Source organism: Pseudomonas sp. KCJK9058 (assembly GCF_046230975.1).
Classification (GTDB): Bacteria; Pseudomonadota; Gammaproteobacteria; order Pseudomonadales; family Pseudomonadaceae; genus Aquipseudomonas; species Aquipseudomonas alloputida.
The window spans coordinates 13,595-37,906 of sequence record NZ_JBJJLR010000026.1; the positions used below are offsets into that span (position 1 = coordinate 13,595).

A 24,312-nucleotide genomic window follows, 5' to 3' on the forward strand; every position below is an offset into this window, starting at 1 on the left:
CGGGGCACTGCAAGCCAGGCTTACAGGATGCTCAGCGGGTACTCCACGATCAGGCGCAGTTCGTCGATCGATGGGGAATCGTAGTAGACACCATCGGAAGAACGGTAGGTGGCTTGACGCACGCGGAAGCTCAGGTCTTTCGCCGGGCCTTCCTGCAGCACGTACTTGATGTCGACGTCGCGTTCCCATTCTTTGCCGTTGGTGGTGCCGGCGACGTTGGCGTCGGAACCGCGTACATAACGGGTCATGAAGGTCAGGCCTGGAATGCCGTATTCGGCAAAGTTCAGGTCGTAGCGAGCCTGCCAGGATTTCTCGTCTTCGGCGTTGAAGTCGGAGCGGGCCACGGAGTTGGCCAGGAAGATGGTGCCGCCACCGTCGATACCATAACCATAGTCGCCGTCGCCGGTGACTTTCTGGTAGGCCAGGGTGAAGGTGTGAGCGCCGATGTTGTAGGCGCCCGACAGGCTGAACGCGCGGTTGTCCAGCTTCTCGCCATCGAATGCGCGGTACTCGGCAGAGCCTTCGCTCTTGGTGTCATAGATGTTGAAGTCGAACACCAGGCCTTGATTGTCGGAGATTGGCAGCGCCCAGTTGACGTTGGCGTAGTATTTGCGCCAGTAGTCTTCAACCTTCGAGTAGTACAGGCTGGTGCTGAGGTTGTCGGTGAAGGCGTAGGTGCCGCCGACCACGTTGGCTTCCTTCAGGCCGAAGCTGTCGCGGTTGGTTTGTTCCTGGGCAGTCAGGCTGGTGAAGTGACCAGCGTGCAGGGTCAGCCCTTCGATCTCGTTGCTGGTGATCAGGGTGCCCTGGGCGATTTCTGGCAGCAGGCGGCTGTCATCGGTGGCGAAGACCGGCAGCGCGGTGAACTGGTCACCCACTTTCAGCACGGTGTCGGAGATGCGGAATTTGACCGCGCCGCCGCCCTTGGAGTAGTCATCCTGCGAACGGCCGTCGGAACCGGTCGGGAACAGGCCGGTACCGGCACGGCCCTTGCCGCTGTCCAGTTTCAGGCCGAGCATGCCGATGGCGTCGACACCTACACCCACGGTGCCTTGGGTGAAGCCGGACTCGAAGGTGCCGACGAAGCCCAGGCCGGTTTCTTCGCGACGGCTCTGACCGCCTTCGTTGTTGCGGAAGTCACGGCTGAAATACAGCATGCGGGTCTTGACGCTCAGCTTGCTGTCTTCGATGAAACCTTTGGACTCGTCCTGTGCCGAGGCCATTGCCAACTGCGAGGTCCCTGCCGAAACGGCCAGGGCGATCATGCTCCACTTCATCACGCGCATCGTGATTTGCTCCTTTGGTTTTTAGGAAGAGTACCGCTGCGTCCAAGTCTTTTAGTTATATGGGGCAGCTCTTTCTTGTTATGTCGGCGAAAATGTATAGCACGCAGACTGTTGTTGGCGATATGGCTATAAGCACTCTTTGCGGAACTTTTTCACCGTGTCGCTTTTAAGTATTTCCATGTCGCAAATCACGCCCCGGTTCAGGGGCCGTATAACCTCAGCGCTGTTCCTGTCACCGTAATGAATCGGTAACTGCCGATTCCGGATGAGGAAACTCCCTGGTAACCCATGTCGCTGTTGTTATTTGTCGCGTACAGCTGCCACTGCAGGTGTCGTGCCGACTTGGCGTGAAGGGAATGCAACAAGCGTGCTCAAAATTCGCAACAGTTCATGAATTTTTCACAAAACTGGCTACCGAGGGTCGGAAAGTGCAGTAAATGCGGGACGAAGGCGGCTTGAGTGATTTTTTGGATCGAGAATCATTAAAATTTAAAAACCTGCCATTAGAGTCAAGGTGTTACCGCAACTTGTTAATCCGGCGTCGTTTGTGGGGTGGTCAGTGTGGGGAGGGCGGGCAGGTGGCCTCATTTTGGTGCGAAAAGTAGCGCTGTGTTACCGGGAGTGTGCAAGGTATCCTTGCTGGCCTGTTTTCCGCCTGAAGCGGGATGGTATTGCCTGAAGGAGATATGCCGTGTTCGTCCTCGATTCGCGTTTGCAGCAGGATTCGCTGGTGTTGGGAGAGTTTTCGCTGTGCCAGTTGCTGCTGAGCAAGGATGCCAATTACCCATGGTTCATTCTGGTGCCCAAGCGCGCTGGTGTCAGTGAGCTGTTCGAGCTGGATGCGGCAGAGCAACAGCAGTTGTGGCAGGAGACCACCTTGTTGGCAGAGGCGCTGAAGGCCAGCTATGGGGCCGACAAGATGAACGTGGCTACCTTGGGCAACGTGGTCAGCCAGTTGCACATGCATGTGATCGTGCGCCAGCGCGACGACGCCGCGTGGCCGGCACCGGTATGGGGCAAGTGTGCGCCTGTGGGCTACACCGATGATCAACTGCAAGCCGTTCGCCAGCGCCTGCGCGGGCTACAACTTGCTGGTTACCAAGAGGCCTGAGATGACACTGGAAATGCGGATGGTCGAACTGGAAACCCGTCAGGCGTTTCAGGATGACGCTATCCAGGCGCTGAATGACGTGGTGGTGGAGCAAGCGCGTGTGATCGAGCGGCTGCAATTGCAGATGGCCGAGCTGATCAGGCGCCATGAAGAGATGGTTGGCCAGTATGGCAGCGAAGGGGAAGAGGCCCCGCCTCCTCATTATTGAGTTGTTCCCGGCTGCTATCGCCGGCAAGCCAGCCCCCACAGGTGTGATGCTGCCTTCAGGTGCAGCACGGCCCTTGTGGGCGTTGGCTTGCCGTTGATAGCGTCGGCCGGTCAGCCGTTGGTCAGCGGCGGGTTACTGCAACCACGTCTTCGGCCTGCAGGCCCTTGTCGCGGTGCATCACCGAAAACTCCACGCGCTGGCCTTCGACCAGAATGCGGTGGCCCTCGCCGCGGATGGCCCGAAAGTGCACGAAAATGTCATCACCCGAGTCTCGGGAGATAAAACCAAAGCCTTTCGATGTGTTGAACCATTTGACGGTGCCGGTATCACGGTTGCCGGCATCTTGTGCAACGTGTTGACTGCCGCGTGCCTTGCGCGGGCTGCGGGCAAAGCCCACGGCCAGATGCAGGGCCACGGCCAGCGCCGCGCACACCAGGGCTGCCAGGTTGCCCATTTCCGGGCGGGCCAGTAGCGTCAGAGTCTGCAGCACGACGGCGACCACCAGCAGGGCGCAGGCCAGGTGCTGCAGTTGTTGCCGCGCGCCGCGATGATACAGCGGCACGACCGGGGCCAGCACCAGGTTGAGCAGGCCGAGCAGGGCCAGGTAGACCGCGTCGGGTTGCTGCAGGAAGGGTGTCGCATCGGTTTTCAGGCTGGGTATGAGCGATAGCAGCAAAGCTGCGACGCCCGTCACCAGATGGACGATCTTGAACATGGGGTTGGCTCACTGTTGATAAGGCCGATCACAGGAAGAGCTGGCAGCACGGTGCGCATGAGATATAGAGCGCGAACACGTGGCAGGCCAGCCTATGCACCCGGCAATGACAGTCCGCACGGGTGGCACAGTGCCTATTTAACAGTAAAGCCACAGCCTACTCAAACCGCGGGCCGCCCAGTGGCGATGTATTGCGCCATGTCACATGCGGGATGCGACAAGTGTTGCTACAGTGGTCGGCGCCCGCTTGAGTCTCAAGCCTTATGGAAAGGGGAGCTTCATGGCAATCGATATCGGTATCAGTGAAGAAGATCGCAAGTCCATCGTCGATGGGCTGTCCCGCCTGTTGTCGGATACCTACGTGCTGTATCTGAAAACCCATAACTTTCACTGGAACGTCACCGGCCCGTCGTTCCGCACCCTGCACCTGATGTTCGAAGAGCAGTACAACGAACTGGCGCTGGCAGTCGATTCGATCGCCGAGCGCATCCGTGCCTTGGGCTTCCCGGCACCGGGTTCGTATGCATTTTATGCACGGCACTCGTCGATCAAGGAGGAGGAAGGCGTCCCCCCGGCAGACGAGATGATCCGCCAGTTGGTTCAGGGACAGGAGGCCGTGGTACGCACTGCGCGCAGCATTTTCCCTGTGGTGGACAAGGTCAGTGACGAGCCGACCGCCGACCTGCTGACACAGCGCATGCAGGTACACGAGAAAACCGCCTGGATGCTGCGGGTACTGCTCGACGGCAAGTAACCGTTGCTCAAGGCGGAAAGCTTGCGCAACCGCTGTGGGAGCGGGCACGCCCGCGAACACCGGCGCAGCCGGTGCCCAACCATTCATCGGCAGCCGCCTGCCAGGTGCAGTGCGTTATACCTTGGTCGACGGGCACCTCTGCCACGAGGCCTGAGTAACCCCTGTGGGAGCGGCCTGTGTCGCGATAGGGCCGCAAAGCGGCCCCAGCAATCTATGCATGATGCCGAGATCCTGGGGCCGCTGCGCGGCCCTTTCGCGACGCAAGGCCGCTCCCACAGGCTCCGCCTGGCAATCCGGTATTTGCGAAGGAACATTTTGCCGCTGCTTTAAGCTCGCCCGTCAGCGCTTCATAGGCCACCTGGTACCTGTGACGAGGAAGTGTGGCGCATGATGCAAGCGAGCAAACGTATGGCTGGCCAGGGCAGCTGGCCAGGAAAACAGTGCATCGACCCGTTCAAGGCGGACTTCGACATGTTGCAGACGCAGCCGGTGTCACGTTCCGTGCGGCTCAACGGCTTTTCTACCTGTCTGCGCCTGGAGGCTGTCTACTGGGGTATCCTTGAGCGCATTGCTGCTGCCAACCGTTGTTCGGTCAGTGCGGTGTTGTCCTACGTGGACCGTGAAGTGCACCTGCGCCAGGGCGGAGTGCGCAATTTCAGCGGGCTGATCCGGGTAATCTGCGTGGCGTGGCTGCAGGACCCGCCAAGTGTGCGCTGATCGCCAGGCGGGCTGCGCAGTGCTTGCTAACCATATATAATCCCGCTTTTTGCTGCCCCCCGGCAGCCAGCGTTATGGTTGACGAGAGACACCCATGCCCCTTTATGACTATCAATGTGCGTCCTGCGAGCACCGCATGGAAGTGCTGCAGAAGATCAGCGCCGCGCCGCTGACCGATTGCCCGGCCTGTCAGGCGCCGGCACTGAAAAAGCTGCTGTCGGTGCCAGGCTTTCGCCTGAGCGGTAACGGTTGGTACGAAACCGACTTCAAGACCGGGGCGAAAAAGAATCTGGCAGGCGGCGACAAGGCCGACTGAGTTGAATGCTGTGACCGGGTCTTGCAGTATTAGCCCTCCGGGCGGCCAAGGCCTCCACCGAATACACGAATCACGAGAAGCGAAACCACCATCATGATGCGCAGCCATTATTGCGGCCAACTGAACGAGAGCCTGGACGGCCAGGAAGTCACCCTTTGCGGCTGGGTCCATCGTCGCCGCGACCACGGCGGGGTGATCTTCCTCGACATCCGTGACCGCGAAGGCATGGCCCAGGTCGTGTTCGACCCGGATCGCGCCGAAACCTTCGCTGCTGCCGACCGTGTGCGCAGCGAATACGTCGTGCAGATCACCGGCAAGGTCCGCAAGCGTCCTGAAGGTGCAGTGAATGCCAACATGGCATCCGGTGCCATCGAGATCCTCGGCTACCAGCTGAACGTGCTCAACGAAGCGGAAACCCCGCCGTTCCCCCTGAACGAATACTCTGACGTCGGCGAGGAAACCCGCCTGCGTTACCGCTTCATCGATCTGCGTCGCCCGGAAATGGCCGACAAGCTGCGCCTGCGCTCGCGCATCACCAGCAGCATTCGTCGCTTCCTCGACGAAAACGGCTTCCTCGACGTCGAAACCCCGATCCTCACCCGAGCCACGCCGGAAGGCGCGCGCGACTACCTGGTGCCAAGCCGTACCCACGCCGGTAGCTTCTTCGCCCTGCCGCAATCGCCACAGCTGTTCAAGCAGCTGCTGATGGTCGCTGGCTTCGACCGTTACTACCAGATCGCCAAGTGCTTCCGTGACGAAGACCTGCGTGCCGACCGTCAGCCGGAATTCACCCAGATCGACATCGAGACCAGTTTCCTCGATGAAAGCGAGATCATGGGCCTGACCGAAAGCATGATCCGCAAGCTGTTCAAGGAAGTGCTCGACCTGGAATTCGGCGAATTCCCGCACATGACCTTCGAAGAGGCCATGCGCCGCTACGGCTCCGACAAGCCAGACCTGCGTATTCCGCTGGAGCTGGTTGACGTTGCCGACCAGCTGAAGGATGTCGACTTCAAGGTGTTCGCCGGCCCGGCCAACGATCCGAAGTGCCGCGTTACCGCCCTGCGTCTGCCAGGTGGTGCCAGCATGCCGCGCAGCAAAATCGACGAGTACACCAAGTTCGTCGGTATCTACGGTGCCAAGGGGCTGGCCTACATCAAGGTCAACGAGCGCGCCAAGGGCGTCGAAGGCCTGCAGTCGCCGATCGTCAAGAACATCCCTGAGGCCAACCTCAACAACATCCTCGATCGCGTTGGCGCCGTAGACGGTGACATCGTGTTCTTCGGTGCCGACAAGTTCAAGGTGGTCAGCGAAGCCCTGGGTGCGCTGCGTATTCGTCTGGGTCACGACTTCGAGCTGCTGACCTGCGAGTGGGCGCCGATGTGGGTCGTCGACTTCCCAATGTTCGAAGAGAACGAAGACGGCAGCTTCACTGCATTGCACCACCCGTTCACCGCGCCGAAGTGCACCCCGGAGGAGCTCGAGGCCAACCCGGCCACTGCCCTGTCCCGTGCCTACGACATGGTGCTGAACGGTACCGAGCTGGGTGGCGGTTCGATCCGTATCCACCGTAAAGAGATGCAACAGGCGGTATTCCGTCTGTTGGGTATCGAGGCAGAAGAACAGGAAGAGAAGTTTGGCTTCCTGCTCGACGCTCTGAAGTTCGGGGCACCGCCTCACGGTGGCCTGGCGTTCGGTCTGGACCGTCTGGTCATGCTGATGACCGGCGCTCAGTCGATCCGTGAAGTGATCGCGTTCCCGAAAACCCAGAGCGCCGCATGCGTCATGACCCAGGCCCCTGGCATGGTCGACGCCAAGGCCCTGCGCGAGCTGCACATCCGACTGCGCGAACAGACCAAGGTCGAGTAAGCAGTCCCCGGGCGCATCCACATGGATGCGCCTTTGCGTTTCGACGCAGGTATTTTCCCGTCCCGCCCCGTCATGGGGCGGGGCTGTTTGTGATTCAAAGGATTCGGAGTCGTTATGGCTGGTCATTCCAAGTGGGCGAACATCAAGCACCGCAAAGAGCGCCAGGATGCCAAGAGGGGCAAGGTCTTCACCAAGTGGATCCGCGAACTGACGGTCGCAGCCAAGCAGGGTGGCCCTGATCCGGCATCCAACCCGCGCCTTCGCCTGGCGCTGGACAAGGCGTTGGGCGCCAACATGAGCCGCGACATCATCGATCGTGCCGTGGCCCGTGGTGCTGGCACCAATGAAAGCGACAATGTCGAAGAGCTTAGCTACGAAGGTTACGGCCCGGGTGGCGTGGCGATCATGGTCGAAGCCATGACCGACAACCGCAACCGTACCGCCGCGGCCGTGCGCCATGCCTTCACCAAGTGCGGCGGCAACCTGGGTACTGACGGTTCTGTGGCCTACCTGTTCGAACGCAAAGGCCAGATCAGCTTTGCTCCGGGCGTGGAAGAGGACGCGTTGATGGAAGCGGCAATGGAAGCCGATGCCGACGACGTGGTCGCCAACGACGACGGCTCCTTCGATGTGTTCACCTCGTTCAACAGCTTCTATGCCGTACGTAATGCCTTGGAAGAGGCTGGCTTCAAGGCCGCTGACGCGGAAATCGTCATGCAGCCGACCACCAGCGCCGAACTCGACCAGGACGGTGCCGAAAAGGTGCTCAAGCTGATCGACATGCTCGAAGACCTGGATGACGTGCAGAACGTTTACTCCAACGCCCAGATTTCCGATGAGATCATGGAAAACCTCGGCTAAGGTGATTTGGCATTTTGTGCCAACTCTGAGCGTTTGATAGCGCCTGTGCCGGCCCTTTCGCGGGTAAACCCGCTCCTACAGGTATTACGCCCATTTCAAATGTGGTGCAGTACCTGTAGGAGCGGGTTTACCCGCGAAAGGGCCGGCGCAGTTTGTAGAGATGCATCATTTTTTCGACGGGCTTTATGACTCTGATTCTAGGTATCGACCCCGGCTCGCGCATCACCGGCTATGGCGTGGTACGCCAGACCGCCCGTGGTTGCGAGTACGTGGCGTCGGGCTGCATCCGCACCGGCAGCGGTGAGCTGCACGAGCGGCTGCAGATTGTTTTTCGTGGTGTCAGTGAAATCATCGCTCAGCACGGCCCGGTGACCATGGGCATCGAACGGGTGTTCATGGCCCGCAACGCCGATTCGGCGCTCAAGCTTGGCCAGGCACGTGGCGCGGCTATCGTCGCCGCCGCCGAGGCCGGCCTGGAGATCGCCGAGTACAGCGCCACCCAGGTCAAGCAGGCCGTGGCCGGCACGGGGGGGGCCAACAAGGAGCAGGTGATGATGATGGTCATGCACCTGCTGAAATTGACGCAAAAACCGCAGATCGACGCTTCCGATGCCCTGGCCATCGCCCTGTGCCACGCCCACACCCGCTCCAGCCTGGTGCCGCATGGCTTGAGCACAGCGCGGCGACGCGGCGGGCGCTTGCGTCTGTAAGCGCTTCATGCGCTGATACACATTTTGTTCGGGTGATGCATTCACCCGCTGCATTTGCTGATAGGGTTGAGCGGTCTTTGACCGGCTCCCCGAGAGGAAGGATCGGAACGTGATTGGACGTTTGCGCGGCACCCTGGCGGAAAAACAACCGCCTCACCTGATTATCGACGTCAACGGCGTGGGTTACGAACTGGAAGTTCCCATGACCACGCTGTACCGTCTGCCCAAAGTGGGTGAAACCGTCACGGTGCATACCCACCTGGTCGTGCGCGAAGATGCCCACTTGCTCTACGGCTTTGCCGAAAAACGTGAGCGCGAGCTGTTCCGCGAGCTGATCCGCCTGAACGGCGTAGGGCCTAAGCTGGCCCTGGCGCTGATGTCCGGGCTGGAAGTGGATGAACTGGTGCGCTGCGTGCAGGCCCAGGACACCTCAGCCCTGGTGCGCGTGCCGGGCGTCGGCAAGAAAACCGCCGAGCGCTTGCTGGTCGAGCTCAAGGACCGTTTCAAGGCCTGGGAAACCTCGCCGGCCATGTTCACCCTGGTGTCCGATGGGCCTTTGCCGGTTGCCAGCGAGTCCAGTGCCGAGGCCGATGCAGTCAGTGCCTTGGTCTCGCTGGGCTACAAGCCGCAGGAAGCCAGCAAGGCAATTGCCGCGATCAAGGACAAGGCCGGCCTGAGCAGTGAAGAGCTGATCCGCCGTAGCCTGAAAGGGATGATTTCCAAGTGATCGAAGCCGACCGCCTGATCGCCGCCAGTGGCCGCGACCGCGAAGAAGTCCAGGACCGTGCGATTCGCCCGCTGAGCCTGGACGAGTACATTGGCCAGCCGGTGGTGCGCGAGCAGATGGCGCTGTTCATCCAGGCCGCCCGCGGCCGCGGCGAATCGCTTGACCACACGCTGATCTTCGGCCCGCCCGGCCTGGGCAAGACCACCCTGGCCAACATCATCGCCCATGAAATGGGCGTGTCGGTGAAGAGCACTTCGGGGCCGATTCTCGAGCGCCCCGGCGACCTGGCAGCCATGCTGACCAACCTCGAGCCGCACGACGTGCTGTTCATCGACGAAATCCACCGGCTGTCGCCTGTGGTCGAAGAAGTGCTTTACCCGGCCATGGAGGACTTCCAGCTCGACATCATGATCGGCGAAGGCCCGGCAGCCCGTTCTATCAAGCTCGATCTGCCACCCTTCACCCTGGTGGGGGCTACTACCCGTGCCGGCATGCTGACCAACCCGCTGCGTGACCGCTTCGGTATCGTGCAGCGCCTGGAGTTCTACAACGACAAGGATCTGAGCACCATTGTCAGCCGCTCGGCCAACATCCTTGGCCTGGCCATCGAAGACCAGGGGGCCTACGAGATCGCCCGCCGTGCCCGTGGCACGCCGCGCATCGCCAACCGCCTGCTGCGCCGCGTGCGTGACTATGCCGAGGTGCGCGGCAAGGGCCAGATCACCAAGGCCGTGGCTGACATGGCGCTGAACCTGCTGGATGTCGACGAGCGTGGTTTCGACCATTCGGACCGTCGCCTGCTGCTGACCATGATAGAGAAGTTCGACGGCGGCCCGGTGGGCGTGGACAACCTGGCTGCAGCCATCAGCGAAGAGCGTCATACCATCGAAGATGTGCTTGAGCCGTACCTGATTCAGCAGGGCTACATCATGCGCACGCCACGCGGCCGCGTGGTCACCCGGCATGCCTACCTGCACTTTGGGCTGAATATTCCCGGGCGCTTGGGGGAGGGGGGCGATTTTTCCGAGCCAGGCGATGAATGACAGATCAAAAGCGACTTTTCGTGGTCCTACCGCTGGCATGCCCTGGGTGCGCTGGCAATAAGACATTAATGAAGAAAAAACAGTTGCCACAGCGGATTGGCAAGCTGAGGAGTAAGCACTAGAGTATGCGCGCGCAAAATCAGCTCGAACCGTTCGCACACCGGTGTCGCGTCTATTACGAAGATACCGATGCGGGCGGCGTGGTGTATTACGTCAACTACCTGAAATTCATGGAGCGCGCGCGCACCGAACGCCTGCGGCACCTGGGCTTTTCCCAGTCGCAGCTGGCTGAAGACAACCTGCTGTTCGTGGTCCATTCCAGCGAAGCGCGCTATCACGCGCCGGCGCGGCTGGATGACGAATTGCGGGTGACCGCGCAAGTACTTGAACTCAATCGCGCCAGCTTGCGTTTCGTACAGCAGGTCTGGCGGGAAAAGGATGAAACGCTGCTTTGCGAAGGGCAGTTCCTGGTGGCTGCCGTGCGCGCCGACACTTTCAAACCCCGAGCCCTACCCCCCCAGCTGCGCGACGCCTTTGCGGCGGACGGCTCGGGTAATCAATCGAATGCAGGAGAATAAGCGTGGAAGCTAACGTCGTCGACCATACCTCCATGTGGAGTCTGGTCAGCAATGCCAGCGTGGTGGTACAGCTGGTAATGCTGACCCTGGTGGCCGCCTCGGTCACCTCATGGATCATGATCTTCCAGCGCAGCACCATGCTGCGCGCCGGTCGTCGTGCGCTGGATGCCTTCGAAGAGCGTTTCTGGTCAGGCATCGACCTGTCCAAGCTGTACCGCCAGGCAGGCAGCAACCCAGACCCGGACTCCGGCGTGGAGCAGGTGTTCCGTGCCGGTTTCAAGGAGTTCTCGCGCCTGCGCCAGCAGCCGGGTGTCGACCCGGACGCTGTCATGGAAGGTGTTGGCCGTGCCATGCGTGTGGCCATCTCGCGCGAGGAAGAAAAACTCGAGCAGAGCTTGCCGTTCCTGGCCACCGTTGGTTCGACCAGCCCGTACATCGGCCTGTTCGGCACCGTGTGGGGCATCATGAACTCCTTCCGCGGCCTGGCCAGCGCACAGCAGGCCACCCTGGCCACCGTTGCACCGGGCATTGCCGAAGCACTGATCGCAACCGCCATCGGCCTGTTCGCGGCAATCCCGGCTGTCATTGCCTACAACCGTTTCGCCGCGCGCAGTGAAATACTGATCGGCCGTTACTACACCTTCGCCGACGAGTTCCAGGCGATCCTGCACCGCAAAGTGCACACCAGCGAAGAGTAATCAGGTAGAAGCCCATGGCCCGAGTTCGCCACAAACGCAAGCCCGTCGCCGAGATGAACGTGGTGCCCTACATCGACGTGATGCTGGTGCTGCTGGTCATCTTCATGGTGACGGCGCCCATGCTCAACCAGGGCGTGAAGGTCGACCTGCCCAAGGTTTCCAGCGAAGCCTTGCCGCAGGACAACAACGTCCAGATCCTCACCATCTCCATCAAGGCCGATAAAACCTATTACTGGAACCTCGGCAGTGAAGTCGATACCGACAAGCAGATGGACAAGGCCATGACCTTGCCGGCCATGACCGACGCCGTTACCAAGATCATTGCTGCCGGCCGTGACCAGGGCAAGCAGACCCAGGTGTTCATTCGTGGCGACAAGGCTGTCGACTATGGCGCGGTCATGGGTGCCATGGGCGGGTTGCAGAAGGCCGGTGTCGGTAACGTTGGCCTGATTACCGAGGCGCCCTGATGCAACAGCGAGAGCCATCCGCCTCGGAAAGCTACTTCTGGCCCAGTGTCTGGGCCATCGGCCTGCATGTACTGGTGTTTGCCCTGCTGTTCGTCAGTTTTGCCATGACGCCTGAGCTGCCGCCTTCCAAGCCGATCGTTCAGGCTACCCTGTACCAGCTCAAGTCCAAGAGCCAGGCAACCACCCAGACCAATCAGAAGATTGCCGGGGAGGCGAAGAAAACCGCTTCGCGCCAGACCGAAGTCGAGCAGCTGGAACAGAAGAAGGTCGAGCAGGAGGCCGTGAAGGCCGCGGAACAAAAGAAAGCTGACGCCGCTCAAAAGGCCGAAGAGGCCCGCGAAGCCGCCGAGGCGAAAAAAGCCGAGGATGCTGCCAAGGCCGCCGAAGCTGCCAAGGCTGCCGAGGCCAAGAAAGCCGCCGAAGCCAAGAAAGCCGACGAGGCGAAGAAAGCCGCCGAGAAACAGCAGGCCGACATCGCCAAGAAAAAGGCTGAGGACGAAGCCAAGAAAAAAGCCGAAGAAGAGGCCAAGAAAGAGGCCGCTGAAGAGGCGAAGAAGCAAGCCGCCGAGGAAGCCAAGAAAAAGGCAGCCGAAGAGGCCAAGAAGAAAGCAGCCGAGGACGCCAAGAAGAAAGCGGCGGCCGAGGACGCGAAGAAGAAGGCAGCTGAAGAGGCCAAGAAAAAGGCCGCTGCAGATGCCCAGAAGAAGAAGGCACAGGAAGCGGCCCGCAAGGCGGCAGAAGACAAGAAAGCCCAGGCACTGGCCGAGCTGTTGTCTGATACCACCGAGCGGCAGCAGGCGCTGGCCGACGAGCAGGGTGACCAGGTGGCCGGCGACTTCGACGACCTGATCCGTATGCGCGCGGCCGAGGGCTGGGCACGTCCGCCTTCCGCGCGCAAGGGCATGACGGTGGTCCTGCAGATCAACATGTTGCCGGACGGTACCATCACCAGTGTCAGCGTGGCCCGTTCCAGTGGTGACGGCCCGTATGACAGTTCGGCGGTGGCTGCGGTGAAGAACATTGGTCGTTTGACCGAGATGCAGGGTATGAAGCCGAGCGATTTCAACCAATATCGTTCGTTCAAGATGACATTTACACCTGAGGATCTAGCGTTGTGATTAAACGTCTGAGAGGACTGCTGGTCATGCTCTGCTGCGTGGCAGGCATGGCGGTGGCAGAAGAAAAGAACATCCTGGTTACCAGCGGCAGTGATCGGGCCACGCCCATCGCGGTAGTGCCGTTCGGTCTGCAGGGCGGCAGCGTGCTGCCCGAAGACATCGCCGACATCATCGGTAATGACCTGCGCAACTCTGGCTACTACTCGCCAATTCCGCGGCAGAACATGATCAGCCAGCCGTCGCAGGCCAGCGAAGTGATCTTCCGTGACTGGAAAGCGCTGGGTGCACAATACGTGATGGTCGGCAGCATCGTGCCGTCGGGCGGTCGCCTGCAGGTGCAGTACGCGCTGTTCAACGTCGCCACCGAGCAGCAAGTGCTGACCGGCAGCGTGGCGGGCAGCACCGACCAGCTGCGCGACATGGCGCACTACATTGCCGACCAGTCGTTCGAGAAGCTGACCGGCATCAAGGGCGCGTTCTCTACGCGCATGCTGTACGTGACGGCTGAGCGTTTTTCCACCAACAACACCCGCTACACCCTCCAGCGTTCGGACTACGACGGTGCGCGTGCGGTGACCCTGCTGCAATCGCGTGAGCCGATCCTGTCGCCGCGCTTTGCGCCAGATGGCAAACGGATCGCCTACGTTTCGTTCGAGCAGAAGCGCCCACGTATCTTCGTGCAGAACATCGATACTGGCCGCCGCGAGCAGGTGACCAACTTCGAAGGCCTGAACGGTGCGCCAGCCTGGTCGCCAGACGGTTCGCGCCTGGCGTTCGTGCTGTCCAAGGACGGCAACCCGGACATCTACGTGATGAATGTGGCCTCGCGCCAGATCAGCCGTGTTACTGCAGGCCCGGGTATCAATACCGAGCCGTTCTGGGGCAAAGATGGCAACACCCTTTACTTCACTTCCGACCGTGGCGGCAAACCGCAGATCTATAAACAGTCGGTCAGTGGTGGTGGTGCCGAGCGCGTAACGTTCGTGGGTAACTACAACGCCAACCCGAAACTTTCGGCGGACGAAAAGACCCTGGTAATGATCCATCGCCAACAGGGCTTTACCAACTTCAAAGTGGCGGCACAGGACTTGCAGCGCGGAAGTGTAAAGATTCTGTCTGAAACAAGTCTTGATGAGTCTCCCACTGTTGCGCCAAACGGCACCATGCTAATCTACGCCACCCGCCAGCAGGGCCGGGGAGTCTTGATGCTCGTGTCGCTTAATGGCCGCGTGAGGCTCCCACTTCCTACCGCTCAAGGCGAAGTCAGAGAACCGTCCTGGTCCCCTTACCTGAACTGATTGCGGCGTAATACATTTTGCTTAACACACTGGGGTTTCATTAGGAGTTTCACGATGGAAATGCTGAAGTTTGGTAAATTTGCTGCGCTGGCCCTGGCCATGGCCGTAGCTGTAGGTTGCTCCTCGAAGGGCGGTGATAACGCAGGCGAAGGCGCTGCTGTAGACCCTAACGCTGGCTACGGTGCCAACACTGGCGCTGTTGACGGCTCCCTGAGCGAAGAAGCCGCCCTGCGCGCAATCACCACCTTCTACTTCGAATACGACAGCTCGGACCTGAAGCCAGAAGCCATGCGCGCTCTGGACGTTCACGCCAAGGACCTGAAAGCCAACGGCAACCGTGTTGTTCTGGAAGGTAACACCGACGAGCGCGGCACCCGCGAGTACAACATGGCTCTGGGTGAGCGTCGTGCGAAAGCCGTTCAGCGCTACCTGGTTCTGCAGGGCGTTTCCCCTGCTCAGCTGGAACTGGTTTCCTACGGCGAAGAGCGTCCAGTTGCTACCGGCAACGACGAGCAGTCCTGGGCTCAGAACCGTCGCGTAGAACTGCGTAAGTAAGTTCTTATGCGTATGTGCCGCCGTGTAGTAACCGTCCTCGCACTCAGCCTGCCGCTTGCGGCCTGGGCTGAGGTCCCTGTAGTAGATGACAACGCAGGCAGCTATCCGCCTGCGGGTTATGGCACGAGCGGCGCCTATGCCGGGTCAGGGGCTTCGGCCCCTGCCTCTGCACAGGGCCAGCTGTTCATGCAGCTGCAACAGATGCAGGATCAGCTTTCCCGCCAGCAAGGCATCATCGAAGAGCTGCAAAACGATGTGTCGCGCATGAAGCAGGAAAACCTGGAGCGTTACCAGGACCTGGACCGTCGCATCAACAGTGGCGCTGCGCCTGCCGCAACCCCTGATAATTCCTCCGGTGGTGGTGCGTCCAATGCCGCCCCCGATGCCGCAGCAGGTGCTGCTGCGCAACAACCGGCCGGCAGTAGCCAGCCCGGTGATCCGGCGAAAGAGAAGCTCTATTACGACGCAGCTTTCGACCTGATCAAACAGAAAGACTTCGACAAGGCCAGCCAGGCGTTCAACGCCTTCCTGCGCAAGTACCCCAACAGCCAGTACGCCGGTAATGCCCAGTACTGGTTAGGTGAAGTGAACCTGGCCAAGGGTGACCTGCAAGGCGCCAGCCAGGCTTTTGCCCAGGTCAGCCAAAAGTACCCGAAGCACAGCAAGGTGCCAGATTCGCTGTACAAACTGGCTGATGTCGAGCGCCGTATGGGCCATACCGACAAGGTAAAAGGCATCCTCCAGCAGGTCGTCACCCAGTACCCCGGCACCTCTGCCGCTCAACTGGCGCAGCGTGACCTGCAGAAGCTCTAGGCGTTGTCGCTGTACCGCTCGAAAGAAACCCGCGCCAGTCGCGGGTTTTTTCGTTAGAATCACTGCCCTTTTTTCGTAAACACGCTGCTGCGGATAACGCGATGTCGAGTCCGCGACAGTGCCTGACGGAGGCGGACAGCCTGTTTAGCTGTCACGCCCGTGGCGAGCATGCAAGACACATTACGCATCACCGAAGTCTTTTACTCTTTGCAGGGTGAGACGCGAACGGCCGGGCTGCCTACGGTATTTGTGCGCCTCACCGGTTGCCCCCTGCGTTGCCAGTACTGCGACAGTGCCTATGCCTTCAGTGGCGGTACCGTTCGCACCCTTGATTCGATCCTTGAGCAAGTGGCCGGCTTCAAGCCGCGCTACGTCTGTGTCACCGGTGGCGAACCGCTGGCCCAGCCCAACGCCTTGCCATTGCTGCAGCGGCTGTGTGACGCCGGTTACGAGGTGTCGCTGGAGACCAGCGGCGCGCTGGATATTGCCGGCACCGACACCCGCGTCAGCCGTGTGGTCGACCTGAAAACCCCAGGCTCCGAAGAGTCGCACCGTAATCGTTACGAGAACATCGAGCAGCTGACGCGCAACGACCAGGTCAAGTTCGTCATTTGTTCCCGTGAGGATTATGACTGGGCGGTATCCAAGCTGATCCAGTACAACCTGGCAGAGCGTGCCGGTGAGGTGTTGTTCTCACCCAGCCATCATCAGGTGAACGCCAGTGACCTGGCTGACTGGATCGTTGCTGACAACCTGCCCGTACGCTTCCAACTTCAGCTGCACAAGCTGCTGTGGAACGACGAGCCCGGACGTTGATTGAGGAGCACGTACACATGACAGAAAAACGCGCAGTAATCCTGTTGTCCGGCGGCCTGGACTCGGCCACCGTGGTTGCCATGGCCAAGGCCGAAGGCTACAGCTGCTACACCATGGGCTTCGACTACGGCCAGCGTCATCGCGCCGAGCTGAACGCCGCTGCCCGCGTGGCCCGCGACCTGGGTGTGGTCGAGCACAAGGTGATTGGGCTGAACCTCGACGGCATCGGCGGTTCGGCATTGACCGACAGCAGCATCGACGTGCCGGAAGCCCCGGGTGAAGGCATCCCGGTCACTTATGTGCCGGCGCGCAACACCGTGTTCCTTTCGCTGGCGCTGGGTTGGGCAGAAGTGCTGGAAGCGCGCGACATCTTCATTGGTGTCAACGCCGTCGATTACTCTGGCTACCCGGATTGCCGTCCCGAGTTCGTCGAGGCCTTCGAGCGCATGGCCAACCTGGCGACCAAGGCTGGCGTAGAAGGGCAGGGCTTCCGCATCCAGGCGCCGCTGCAGAACATGAGCAAGGCGCAGATCGTGCAGGCCGGTATGGCCCGTGGTGTGGACTACAGCCTGACTGTTTCCTGCTACCAGGCCGACGATGACGGCCGCGCCTGTGGCAAATGCGACAGCTGCCGCCTGCGCGCCGACGGTTTCAAGGCCGCCGGTATCGAAGACCCGACTCGGTATTTTTGAAAAAAATCGTGATGGGGTGTTGAATTCTCGTTAAAAATCAGTATTATACGCGCCATCAAATGGGTCGTTAGCTCAGTTGGTAGAGCAGTTGGCTTTTAACCAATTGGTCGTAGGTTCGAATCCTACACGACCCACCATACGCAGTCCGTGAAAGCCCGCTACCAGAAATGGTCGCGGGCTTTTTCGTTTGCGCTACGGGTTTCGGAAAAAGGGCGCAGCGCGCCCACACATTACTCGGCCCATTCCGGGTCGCCAGTGAACACCACTGTCAGCCAGCGGTCCGGCCCTTCGCCGCCTACCGCGTCGCCAATCTCGTTGCGCCAGGCATCCCATTCATCGATGGTCTTCGCCGCCATGGTTTTGGGCACGATGAAATACAGTTCGATCTCCCGCGAACGCCCGACCTTGGCGACATAGGCGCGGTAAGACTGCAGGCCGTGGCGAGCGACGAAGGCCTTGGCCACCTCATCTACGTGCAGCTTGAGGTCGCCAGGGGTGACCAGGAAGATTTCAGACAGCGCCTGACGCACCACCGACATCGGCAATGGCACGATCACCAGGCACACCAGCGCCAGCACCGCCGGGTCAATATAGGGTGATACCCATTCCAGCGAAGTGCCTTGCACGGCATAGCCAAAGCAGAAGGCGATCAGCAGTGCGGCAGTGATGCTGGCCGACATCACCCAGCCCTTGACGTCCATGCGCACGAAGTCTGACTTCAGTTTGCGGTTGGCGCGGGCCTCGATGACGGCGATGGTCACGCAGGTGATCACCGTCAGTGTCGCGTAGACCATGGCAATGCCGAACTCCAGGTGGCGCCCGCCTTGCAGCAGGCTGCTGACGGCATTGATCAGCGCGTAGATGGCCACGCCGCCGAGCAGAATGCCGTTGAGCGCCAGTACCATGGGTTCCAGGTGCCAGAAACCCATGGTGAAGCGCTCGCGCAGCTTGCGTGACATCTGCACGCTGGTGGTGTGCGAAGTGATCAGCTTGACCACCACCAGCGACAGCCCGCTCATGCTGGCGTCGACCAGCGAGTACACACCGTCGAAGACGATGGAGAACGAGCCGGAGGCAAGGCCGAAGGCGATGCCGATGGTGGCGATGAACAGGGTGGCGGCGATCGAGGTGCGTAAAAGCCCTTGTTCGCTGGTGATGTCGAAGAAGGTGGATCGGGTTGCGGTTTGCATGAGTAGTGCTCAGTAAAAACGATGATGCTGTTGTGTCTGTGCCGGCCTCTTCGCGGGCAAGCCCGCTCCTACAGGGGCTGGCGCCGCCTACAAGAGCAGTGCAAATCCCGTGTAGGAGCGGGTTTACCCGCGAAGAGGCCCTGACAGGCTAGACGCGAAACTGCTCCATTAGCGCTTGCTGCTGGTTGGCCAGCCGGTTCAGGGCCTGACTGATGCGTGCCGATTCATCGGCCTGCCCGGCCAGTGATTCTGTCACGTCTCGAATGCCGGCCACGTTACGGTTCACTTCCTCGGCCACCGCACTCTGCTCTTCCGCCGCCGAGGCTATCTGCAAATTCATGTCGCTGATCACCGCCACGGCCTCGCCAATACGCTGCAGTGCCGGTAATGCCTGCTCCATGCGTGCGGCGCTGTCCTGGGCCTGGCGTTGGCCTGCATGCATGGCCCCCACCACGTCCTGGGTGCCTTGCTGAAGGCCTTCGATGACCTGGCGAATTTCCTCTACCGAAACCTGCGTGCGCTGGGCCAGGCCGCGCACCTCATCGGCAACCACGGCGAAGCCACGCCCGGCTTCGCCTGCGCGGGCCGCTTCGATGGCGGCATTCAGTGCCAGCAGGTTGGTTTGCTCGGCAATGGTGCGGATCACTTCAAGTACCGAGCCGATTTGCCCGCTGCGGTCTTCCAGTGCCCGGGCCTCGTCCATGGCAGTGTTCATGCCTGCGGCCAGGCGGTCGATGCCCTGGCGCGTGCTGTCCACCAGTTGCAAGCCTTCCTGGCTGGCCTGATCCGCGGCGCGTGCGGCCTGGGCCGCCTGCGAGGCGTTGTGGGCGACATCCAGTGCGGTGGCGCTCATTTCATTGGCCGCTGTGGCCACCTGTTCGATTTCGCGATGCTGTTGCTGCATGCCGTTGCTGGTCTGGCTGGCGATGGCAGCCGATTGGTCGGCGGTGTCGCGGGCCTCCTGCAGCGACCCTTTGACCTGGGCAATGACCGGTTGCAACTTGTCGAGGAAGCGGTTGAACCAGCCGGTGAGCAGGCCCAGTTCATCCTGGCGGGCGTAGTCCAGGCGACGGGTAAGGTCGCCTTCGCCACTGGCAATGTCTTCCAGGCGTGCCGCCACGGCCAGGATTGGCCGGCTAACGCCGCGAGCGGTCAGCCACACCAGCAGCAAACCCACGATTGCCGTGCCAAGGCCTATCAGCAGGCTGGTGAGGTTGGCATTCTGGTTATGGGCATCAAGGCGCTGGTTGAGGGCTACGGCAGGGGCCTGCAGCACGCTTTCCGGCACTTCCAGCCATACCTGCCACGGGGCTGTGTCAGGGATTGGTGTGAAGGGGTGGGCCACGCGCAGCAGACCGTCGGCTGCCGCATTTGCCATGGGCTTGCCGAGCGTGCTGTCGTCGCGGCTGTTGCCCGCCAGCAGGCCGGCGGCGGTGGCGATACTCACCTGGCCCTGGCCGTCGAACAGGTCGCGGCGGCCGTCCACACTCAGTTGCTGCAGGTTGGCCAGGCCGATGTCCAGGCCGACCACGCCGACTACCTTGCCGTGTTCCAGCAATGGCAGAGCGATGCTGGTCATCAGCACCTGACGGCCGTTGACCTCGTCGAGGTACGGTTCGAGCATGCAGGTCCTGGCGGTGTCCTGCGGGCAGGTCAGCCAGCGGTTCTTCGCCGCGCCGTTGCTGCCGATGCTGGTGTCGCCGAGCATCGTTTCCGGCATGGCTTCAAGTTCCAGGGTGCCGGGGCTTGGTTGGGACCAGTACAGCGAGAAACGCCCGCTCTCATTGCTGCCCAGGGCGTCCTGCCCGAGGTAGTGGCTGTCCTGCTGGTCCAGGGCATTGGGCTGGAACACCAAATACAGGCCAATCACATCCGGGTTGCCGGCCAGGCTGGCACGCGCCTGGCGGGTCAGTTCGGCGCGCAGGTCGCTACCACCACGGGCCTTCAGCACGTGTACCAGGCGGGCAAAGCCATTGCCGTACTGGTAGGCGTCCATGAAGTAGCGCTGGATACGCAAGGCCTGGGTTTCGGCGTGGGCCTGCAGGCGCTGGCGGGCGCTGTCTTCGAGCATGGCAGTGTTGGCCTGGTTAACCAGGGCGGCGCTGCGATGGGCCTGGGTCAGCGAGGTGGCTACCAGCAAGGCGACAATGGCCAGCAGGCACAGGCCGGCGAGGAGTGTGATCTTCCACTGGATGGAGAGGCGACGCAGCGGCATGAGGGCTTTCCTTTTCGAACAAATGCAACGCCCGCGATCAGGCGCGGGCGTTGTTGGCAGCGTGGGTCATTCGGCGACGTAGTTGGGCGGTGCCGCGCGGAAGGCTTTGGTCAGCCAGCCCAGGTAGATCAATCCGAGCGCAGCCCAGATGCCGCCAAACATCAGCGAATGTGCGTTCAGGTCCAGCCACAGCGAGACGATGATGCAGAAGCCGATGGTCGGCAGCACCAGGTACTTCAACTGGTTGCTCAGGCCTTTGCGATTGCCTTCACGCAGGTAGCAGTGGTTGATGACCGACAGGTTGACGAAGCTGAACGCGACCAGGGCGCCGAAGTTGATGATGGAAGTGGCGGTGACCAGGTCGAAGAAGATCGCCGACAGCGAAATCAGCCCTACGACTGCAATGTTCAGCACTGGCGTCTTGTAGCGCGAATGCAGGCGGGCGAAGACGCTGGCCGGGATCACGTTGTCGCGGCCCATTACATACAGCAGCCGTGACACGCTGGTTTGCGAGGCCAGGCCCGAGGCGATGGTGTTGATCACGGTGCAGGCAATGAAGATCGACTGGAAGAGCTTGCCGCCAACGTACAGGGCAATTTCCGGCAGGGCTGCTTCCTGGTCGTGGAAGCGGGCCATGGTCGGGAAGTAGGCCTGGATGAAGTACGACACGGTGATGAACACCACACCGCCAATCAGTGCGGTGAGGAAGATTGCCCGGGGAATGGTCTTGGCCGGATCGCGGGTTTCCTCGGACAGGCAGGTGACCGCATCAAAGCCCAGGAACGAGAAGCACAGGATGGTTGCACCGGCGGCCAGGGCACTGAACTGGGTCTGGCTGTCGGCGAACGGTATCAGGCTCCAGGTGGTACCCAGCCCTTCACCCTGGTCCAGGCCGCGCACGCACAGGTAGATGAACACGGCGATGATCGCCACCTGTACACCCACGAACAGCAGGTTGAAGTGGGCCACCAGGTTTACGCTGCGCATGTTGATCAGGCTGATCAGGGTGACGAAGCCGGCGACCCACATCCACTCAGGTACTTCCGGGAACATGGCCGAAAGGTACAGCTTGGCCAGTAGCGCGTTGACCATCGGCAGCAGCAGGTAGTCCAGCAGTGAAGACCAGCCCACCAGGAAGCCCACGTGCGGGTTGATCGCGCGCTGGGTGTAGGTGTAGGCCGAGCCCGACTGCGGGAAGCGTTTTACCAGGGTGCCATAGCTCACCGCGGTGAACAGGATGCCGGCCAGTGCCAGGATGTAGGCGCTGGGTACATGGCCAGCGGTGATCCCGCTGACGATGCCGAAGGTGTCGAACACGGTCATCGGGGTCAGGTAAGCCAGGCCGATGATGATCACGTGCCAGAGGCGCAGGGTTTTGCGAAGTTGGCCGTTGCCGGAAGCGCTGTGGTCAGGCTGCATGCTGGCATGGCTCCTGCTGCTGGGCGTAAACGACGGGCACGGTGTATTGCGCATGCGGCAAGGGCGAGCGGGTGGGCTCCATATTGTTCACCTTTTATGTTGGAGCGGCGGAAGGCGCGGTGGGGCGCGCAAAGTGGTGAAAATAAAAAACGATGGGTAGGTGGGTGTCAAGTTAAACATGACAAGATGTTGCAAAATTGAAATATTTATCGATTAAATACGGGATCTGTTCGGTTGTTGCGCGTTTTTTTGCGATTCTGATTAATTTGAGTGTTCGTAAAAATTAACGAATCCTTTGCTTGTTTCACCTGGCTGTCGGATGTGTCCGAAAAATGGCATTTCCCGAGCTGGGCCAGCACTCGGCCCAATCGGGGGTGGTACTCTTCGATTTCTGCGTGGCCTCTGGCCGCCTTCGAAGCCCTTACGGACAGCAATCGGTTCTATTCATGAAGAAATCAGTTGGCATCCTTTCCGGCCTGGCTATCGCCATTGCCGTCGCAACCACCGCAGGCGCCTGGTACACCGGCAAGCAGCTGCCGGCAGAGCTGGACAACGCCCTTGCACGCAGCAACGCCGAACTCAAAAAGGCCCTGGTCAGTACCGGTGGTAGCATGAGCATCGAGCGTGTGTCGCTGGAGCAGCATCTCTTCAGCAGCACTGCCCAGTACCGGCTCAAGGCTCGCGACATCAACGTGGGGCAGGGCGAGGTGATCAATTTTGACGTGGGCGTGACCGACCAGATCGAGCACGGCCCGTTTCCCTGGTCGAGGGTCAGGGCACTGAAGCTGATGCCGGTAATGGCGGTCAGCAACAGCACGCTGCAGAAGGATGAAGCCGTCGCGCCATTGTTCGCCGCTGCGGGTGAAAAGGCACCGATCAGCGCACAGACCAGCCTGGGTTACGGGGGCAGCGTGGTCAGCCAGGTTCAGCTGGCGCCGCTCAAGATTGACGAAGCGGATGGCAACACCTTCGACTTCTCGGGCATGCAGTTCGAAGTCAGTGGAGACAAGGAGGGCAAGGCCTCCAAGTTCCGCGGCCAGGCCGACAGGCTGGTGATGAAGCGTGTGCATGGCGACCAGCCGCCGGCCACGTTCGAGCTCAACGGGCTGACGTTTGGCGGTAACCTCGCAGCCACCGCGCACGATGCCATCTATGTCGGCAACGTCGATCTGGCGTTGGCTGAAGCCAAGGTCACACTTGGGCCGAAACAGCAGGTGCTGTTGATCAAGGGCCTGGAACAGAACGCCTTGCAAACCCTCGACGGCACGGACACCGTAGGTGGCCGCGCGGCGTACAAGGTCGGCGACATCAGCTGGGATGGCCGCGCGGTAGGCAAGGCGCAGATGGCGGTGAGCGTGACTTCGGTAAACGCCCCGGCGCTGCAGGCCTTGTCGAAGTGGTACCAGTCGCACTTGCCGGAGTTCGAGGCCGCCAGTGCGGCTGGCCAGCCGGTGCCGCAGATCCAGATGGACGACGCCGAAAAGGCCCGCTTCCAGGGTGACTTGCAGAAGTTGCTGGCCGCCAAGCCCAAGCTGGCGGTGGAAAACCTGTCGTTCAAGACCGCCAATGGCGAGAGCCGCTTCAACCTGTCGATGGACCTCGCCGCACCGGCCAGCTTCGACCTGCCGCCGGACCAGCTGAGCAAGCAGATCATCACGGAGGTGAAAGGCAAGCTGTCGCTGTCCAAGCCGATGATCGGTGACCTGGCGACCTTGCAGGCCTTGCTGGATGGCCAGACCGATGCGCAAGCGATTGCCATGCAGTCGAGCCAGGCGGGGGAGATGGTCGGCATGATGGCGCTGCAGAGCGGCATGGCCACCGTACAGGGCGATGATGTGGTCAGCAGCCTGCACTATGCCGATGGCATGGTCGATTTCAATGGCCGAAAAATGACCGTGGAAGAATTTGCCATGTTCATGGCGGCGCATCTGGCGGCCCTGTCGCCGCAGGGGTGATGGTTTCTCCTGTTGCAGCCTCTTCGCGGGTGAACCCGCTCCTACAAGGATTTCACCGTGTAGGAGCGGGTTCACCCGCGAAGAGGCCCGCACAAGCACTACAAAAACCCCTTTAGTAATCGCTGGATTGTCTGTAGCCTTCGGCCTCCGATAATAATCCGCGCCCGCAGAGGGCCGTGGC

General features: G+C 60.9%; 25 protein-coding genes, 1 tRNA gene and 2 pseudogenes. 22 read left to right on the top strand and 6 right to left on the bottom strand.

All coding sequences use genetic code 11. From position 1 onward, the window contains the following. Nucleotides 1-20 precede the first annotated feature (20 nt). Nucleotides 21-1,286 carry an OprD family porin gene (locus ACK59Z_RS15150; RefSeq protein ID WP_012051471.1) on the bottom strand — a complete coding sequence of 422 codons (1,266 nt, stop codon included), beginning with the start codon at nucleotides 1,284-1,286 and terminating at the stop codon, nucleotides 21-23. A gap of 691 nt (nucleotides 1,287-1,977) precedes the next feature. On the opposite strand from ACK59Z_RS15150, the gene ACK59Z_RS15155 reads away from it, so the two are divergent. Then, nucleotides 1,978-2,397 (top strand): HIT domain-containing protein, encoded by a 420-nt coding sequence (locus ACK59Z_RS15155; RefSeq protein WP_003254786.1) that lies wholly within the window; start codon nucleotides 1,978-1,980, stop codon nucleotides 2,395-2,397. A gap of 1 nt (nucleotide 2,398) precedes the next feature. Beyond that, a complete protein-coding gene (locus ACK59Z_RS15160) occupies nucleotides 2,399-2,605 on the top strand; it encodes a SlyX family protein (RefSeq protein ID WP_003254785.1) in 207 nt (68 codons plus the stop codon). A gap of 121 nt (nucleotides 2,606-2,726) precedes the next feature. On the opposite strand, the gene ACK59Z_RS15165 is transcribed toward ACK59Z_RS15160, so the two are convergent. Next, entirely contained in the window at nucleotides 2,727-3,320 is a 594-nt protein-coding gene (locus tag ACK59Z_RS15165; RefSeq protein WP_003254784.1) for a cold-shock protein, read from the bottom strand. A 280-nt stretch (nucleotides 3,321-3,600) separates the two neighbouring features. On the opposite strand from ACK59Z_RS15165, the gene ACK59Z_RS15170 reads away from it, so the two are divergent. The 19 genes and pseudogenes from ACK59Z_RS15170 (at nucleotide 3,601) to ACK59Z_RS15260 (ending at nucleotide 17,489) form a co-directional block, all read left to right on the top strand. Further along, a complete protein-coding gene (locus tag ACK59Z_RS15170) occupies nucleotides 3,601-4,074 on the top strand; it encodes a Dps family protein (protein WP_003254783.1) in 474 nt (157 codons plus the stop codon). Nucleotides 4,075-4,123: 49 nt separating this feature from the next. Next, a pseudogene (locus tag ACK59Z_RS15175) lies at nucleotides 4,124-4,228 on the top strand (dihydroorotase); the annotation flags it as partial. A 233-nt stretch (nucleotides 4,229-4,461) separates the two neighbouring features. Further along, nucleotides 4,462-4,791, top strand: a complete 330-nt coding sequence (locus tag ACK59Z_RS15180) for a ribbon-helix-helix domain-containing protein (protein WP_003254778.1) — start codon at nucleotides 4,462-4,464, stop codon at nucleotides 4,789-4,791. Nucleotides 4,792-4,885: 94 nt separating this feature from the next. Further along, nucleotides 4,886-5,107, top strand: coding sequence for an FmdB family zinc ribbon protein (locus ACK59Z_RS15185; protein WP_003254776.1), 222 nt, complete (start codon nucleotides 4,886-4,888; stop codon nucleotides 5,105-5,107). Nucleotides 5,108-5,200: 93 nt separating this feature from the next. Next, a complete protein-coding gene (gene aspS, locus ACK59Z_RS15190; RefSeq protein ID WP_004575741.1) occupies nucleotides 5,201-6,976 on the top strand; it encodes an aspartate--tRNA ligase in 1,776 nt (591 codons plus the stop codon). Nucleotides 6,977-7,090: 114 nt separating this feature from the next. Continuing rightward, complete coding sequence (locus ACK59Z_RS15195) at nucleotides 7,091-7,837, top strand: YebC/PmpR family DNA-binding transcriptional regulator (RefSeq protein ID WP_003254770.1); 747 nt, start codon at nucleotides 7,091-7,093, stop codon at nucleotides 7,835-7,837. Between the two features lie 185 nt (nucleotides 7,838-8,022). Next, nucleotides 8,023-8,547, top strand: a complete 525-nt coding sequence (gene ruvC / locus ACK59Z_RS15200; RefSeq protein WP_003254769.1) for a crossover junction endodeoxyribonuclease RuvC — start codon at nucleotides 8,023-8,025, stop codon at nucleotides 8,545-8,547. A 109-nt stretch (nucleotides 8,548-8,656) separates the two neighbouring features. After that, nucleotides 8,657-9,274, top strand: a complete 618-nt coding sequence (gene ruvA / locus ACK59Z_RS15205; RefSeq protein ID WP_003254768.1) for a Holliday junction branch migration protein RuvA — start codon at nucleotides 8,657-8,659, stop codon at nucleotides 9,272-9,274. Beyond that, entirely contained in the window at nucleotides 9,271-10,317 is a 1,047-nt protein-coding gene (gene ruvB / locus ACK59Z_RS15210; RefSeq protein ID WP_003254766.1) for a Holliday junction branch migration DNA helicase RuvB, read from the top strand. Before ruvA ends, ruvB begins: the two co-directional genes overlap by 4 nt. Nucleotides 10,318-10,442: 125 nt before the next feature. Further along, on the top strand, nucleotides 10,443-10,895 hold the full coding sequence (ybgC, locus tag ACK59Z_RS15215; RefSeq protein ID WP_003254764.1) for a tol-pal system-associated acyl-CoA thioesterase: 453 nt from the start codon (nucleotides 10,443-10,445) through the stop codon (nucleotides 10,893-10,895). Between the two features lie 2 nt (nucleotides 10,896-10,897). Next, nucleotides 10,898-11,593 (top strand): protein TolQ, encoded by a 696-nt coding sequence (tolQ, locus tag ACK59Z_RS15220; RefSeq protein WP_003254762.1) that lies wholly within the window; start codon nucleotides 10,898-10,900, stop codon nucleotides 11,591-11,593. Nucleotides 11,594-11,607: 14 nt separating this feature from the next. Then, nucleotides 11,608-12,060 (top strand): protein TolR, encoded by a 453-nt coding sequence (gene tolR / locus ACK59Z_RS15225; RefSeq protein ID WP_003254760.1) that lies wholly within the window; start codon nucleotides 11,608-11,610, stop codon nucleotides 12,058-12,060. Beyond that, nucleotides 12,060-13,178, top strand: coding sequence for a cell envelope integrity protein TolA (tolA, locus tag ACK59Z_RS15230; RefSeq protein ID WP_012051476.1), 1,119 nt, complete (start codon nucleotides 12,060-12,062; stop codon nucleotides 13,176-13,178). Before tolR ends, tolA begins: the two co-directional genes overlap by 1 nt. Nucleotides 13,179-13,204: 26 nt before the next feature. After that, complete coding sequence (gene tolB, locus ACK59Z_RS15235; RefSeq protein WP_012051477.1) at nucleotides 13,205-14,476, top strand: Tol-Pal system beta propeller repeat protein TolB; 1,272 nt, start codon at nucleotides 13,205-13,207, stop codon at nucleotides 14,474-14,476. Between the two features lie 54 nt (nucleotides 14,477-14,530). Further along, nucleotides 14,531-15,031 carry a peptidoglycan-associated lipoprotein Pal gene (pal, locus tag ACK59Z_RS15240; protein WP_003254755.1) on the top strand — a complete coding sequence of 167 codons (501 nt, stop codon included), beginning with the start codon at nucleotides 14,531-14,533 and terminating at the stop codon, nucleotides 15,029-15,031. A 6-nt stretch (nucleotides 15,032-15,037) separates the two neighbouring features. Continuing rightward, nucleotides 15,038-15,844 (top strand): tol-pal system protein YbgF, encoded by an 807-nt coding sequence (ybgF, locus tag ACK59Z_RS15245; protein WP_003254754.1) that lies wholly within the window; start codon nucleotides 15,038-15,040, stop codon nucleotides 15,842-15,844. Nucleotides 15,845-16,012: 168 nt separating this feature from the next. Beyond that, nucleotides 16,013-16,660 (top strand): 7-carboxy-7-deazaguanine synthase QueE, encoded by a 648-nt coding sequence (queE, locus tag ACK59Z_RS15250; protein ID WP_003254753.1) that lies wholly within the window; start codon nucleotides 16,013-16,015, stop codon nucleotides 16,658-16,660. Continuing rightward, nucleotides 16,660-17,352 carry a 7-cyano-7-deazaguanine synthase QueC gene (gene queC, locus ACK59Z_RS15255; RefSeq protein WP_409293386.1) on the top strand — a complete coding sequence of 231 codons (693 nt, stop codon included), beginning with the start codon at nucleotides 16,660-16,662 and terminating at the stop codon, nucleotides 17,350-17,352. Before queE ends, queC begins: the two co-directional genes overlap by 1 nt. 61 nt (nucleotides 17,353-17,413) lie before the next feature. Beyond that, nucleotides 17,414-17,489, top strand: a tRNA-Lys gene (locus tag ACK59Z_RS15260). A 93-nt stretch (nucleotides 17,490-17,582) separates the two neighbouring features. Here ACK59Z_RS15260 and ACK59Z_RS15265 read toward each other — a convergent pair. The 4 genes and pseudogenes from ACK59Z_RS15265 to ACK59Z_RS15280 all read right to left on the bottom strand — a co-directional run bounded on the left by ACK59Z_RS15265 (nucleotide 17,583) and on the right by ACK59Z_RS15280 (nucleotide 22,176). Continuing rightward, the gene (locus tag ACK59Z_RS15265) at nucleotides 17,583-18,542 is read right to left on the bottom strand and encodes a cation diffusion facilitator family transporter (protein ID WP_409293357.1); all 960 of its coding nucleotides are present in this window, start codon (nucleotides 18,540-18,542) and stop codon (nucleotides 17,583-17,585) included. Between the two features lie 148 nt (nucleotides 18,543-18,690). Further along, a complete protein-coding gene (locus tag ACK59Z_RS15270) occupies nucleotides 18,691-19,446 on the bottom strand; it encodes a methyl-accepting chemotaxis protein (protein WP_370688784.1) in 756 nt (251 codons plus the stop codon). Between the two features lie 102 nt (nucleotides 19,447-19,548). Beyond that, nucleotides 19,549-20,757, bottom strand: a pseudogene (mcpU, locus tag ACK59Z_RS15275) (methyl-accepting chemotaxis protein McpU); the annotation flags it as partial. Nucleotides 20,758-20,823: 66 nt separating this feature from the next. Further along, on the bottom strand, nucleotides 20,824-22,176 hold the full coding sequence (locus tag ACK59Z_RS15280) for an APC family permease (RefSeq protein ID WP_003254749.1): 1,353 nt from the start codon (nucleotides 22,174-22,176) through the stop codon (nucleotides 20,824-20,826). 446 nt (nucleotides 22,177-22,622) lie between these two features. On the opposite strand from ACK59Z_RS15280, the gene ACK59Z_RS15285 reads away from it, so the two are divergent. Next, complete coding sequence (locus ACK59Z_RS15285; RefSeq protein WP_409293360.1) at nucleotides 22,623-24,131, top strand: YdgA family protein; 1,509 nt, start codon at nucleotides 22,623-22,625, stop codon at nucleotides 24,129-24,131. Nucleotides 24,132-24,312: the final 181 nt, after the last annotated feature.

Coding starts and splice junctions, on each gene's coding strand:
- tolB (WP_012051477.1), top strand. CDS start 13,205: ATGCTCTGCTGCGTGGCAGGCATGGCGGTGGCAGAAGAAAAGAACATC.
- ACK59Z_RS15165 (WP_003254784.1), bottom strand. CDS start 3,320: ATGTTCAAGATCGTCCATCTGGTGACGGGCGTCGCAGCTTTGCTGCTA.
- ybgC (WP_003254764.1), top strand. CDS start 10,443: ATGCGCGCGCAAAATCAGCTCGAACCGTTCGCACACCGGTGTCGCGTC.
- ybgF (WP_003254754.1), top strand. CDS start 15,038: ATGCGTATGTGCCGCCGTGTAGTAACCGTCCTCGCACTCAGCCTGCCG.
- ACK59Z_RS15180 (WP_003254778.1), top strand. CDS start 4,462: ATGATGCAAGCGAGCAAACGTATGGCTGGCCAGGGCAGCTGGCCAGGA.
- aspS (WP_004575741.1), top strand. CDS start 5,201: ATGATGCGCAGCCATTATTGCGGCCAACTGAACGAGAGCCTGGACGGC.
- tolA (WP_012051476.1), top strand. CDS start 12,060: ATGCAACAGCGAGAGCCATCCGCCTCGGAAAGCTACTTCTGGCCCAGT.
- ACK59Z_RS15280 (WP_003254749.1), bottom strand. CDS start 22,176: ATGCAGCCTGACCACAGCGCTTCCGGCAACGGCCAACTTCGCAAAACC.
- ACK59Z_RS15160 (WP_003254785.1), top strand. CDS start 2,399: ATGACACTGGAAATGCGGATGGTCGAACTGGAAACCCGTCAGGCGTTT.
- ACK59Z_RS15150 (WP_012051471.1), bottom strand. CDS start 1,286: ATGCGCGTGATGAAGTGGAGCATGATCGCCCTGGCCGTTTCGGCAGGG.
- tolR (WP_003254760.1), top strand. CDS start 11,608: ATGGCCCGAGTTCGCCACAAACGCAAGCCCGTCGCCGAGATGAACGTG.
- ruvC (WP_003254769.1), top strand. CDS start 8,023: ATGACTCTGATTCTAGGTATCGACCCCGGCTCGCGCATCACCGGCTAT.
- ACK59Z_RS15195 (WP_003254770.1), top strand. CDS start 7,091: ATGGCTGGTCATTCCAAGTGGGCGAACATCAAGCACCGCAAAGAGCGC.
- ACK59Z_RS15265 (WP_409293357.1), bottom strand. CDS start 18,542: ATGCAAACCGCAACCCGATCCACCTTCTTCGACATCACCAGCGAACAA.
- pal (WP_003254755.1), top strand. CDS start 14,531: ATGGAAATGCTGAAGTTTGGTAAATTTGCTGCGCTGGCCCTGGCCATG.
- ACK59Z_RS15285 (WP_409293360.1), top strand. CDS start 22,623: ATGAAGAAATCAGTTGGCATCCTTTCCGGCCTGGCTATCGCCATTGCC.
- ACK59Z_RS15270 (WP_370688784.1), bottom strand. CDS start 19,446: ATGCAGCAACAGCATCGCGAAATCGAACAGGTGGCCACAGCGGCCAAT.
- ACK59Z_RS15185 (WP_003254776.1), top strand. CDS start 4,886: ATGCCCCTTTATGACTATCAATGTGCGTCCTGCGAGCACCGCATGGAA.
- ACK59Z_RS15170 (WP_003254783.1), top strand. CDS start 3,601: ATGGCAATCGATATCGGTATCAGTGAAGAAGATCGCAAGTCCATCGTC.
- queE (WP_003254753.1), top strand. CDS start 16,013: ATGCAAGACACATTACGCATCACCGAAGTCTTTTACTCTTTGCAGGGT.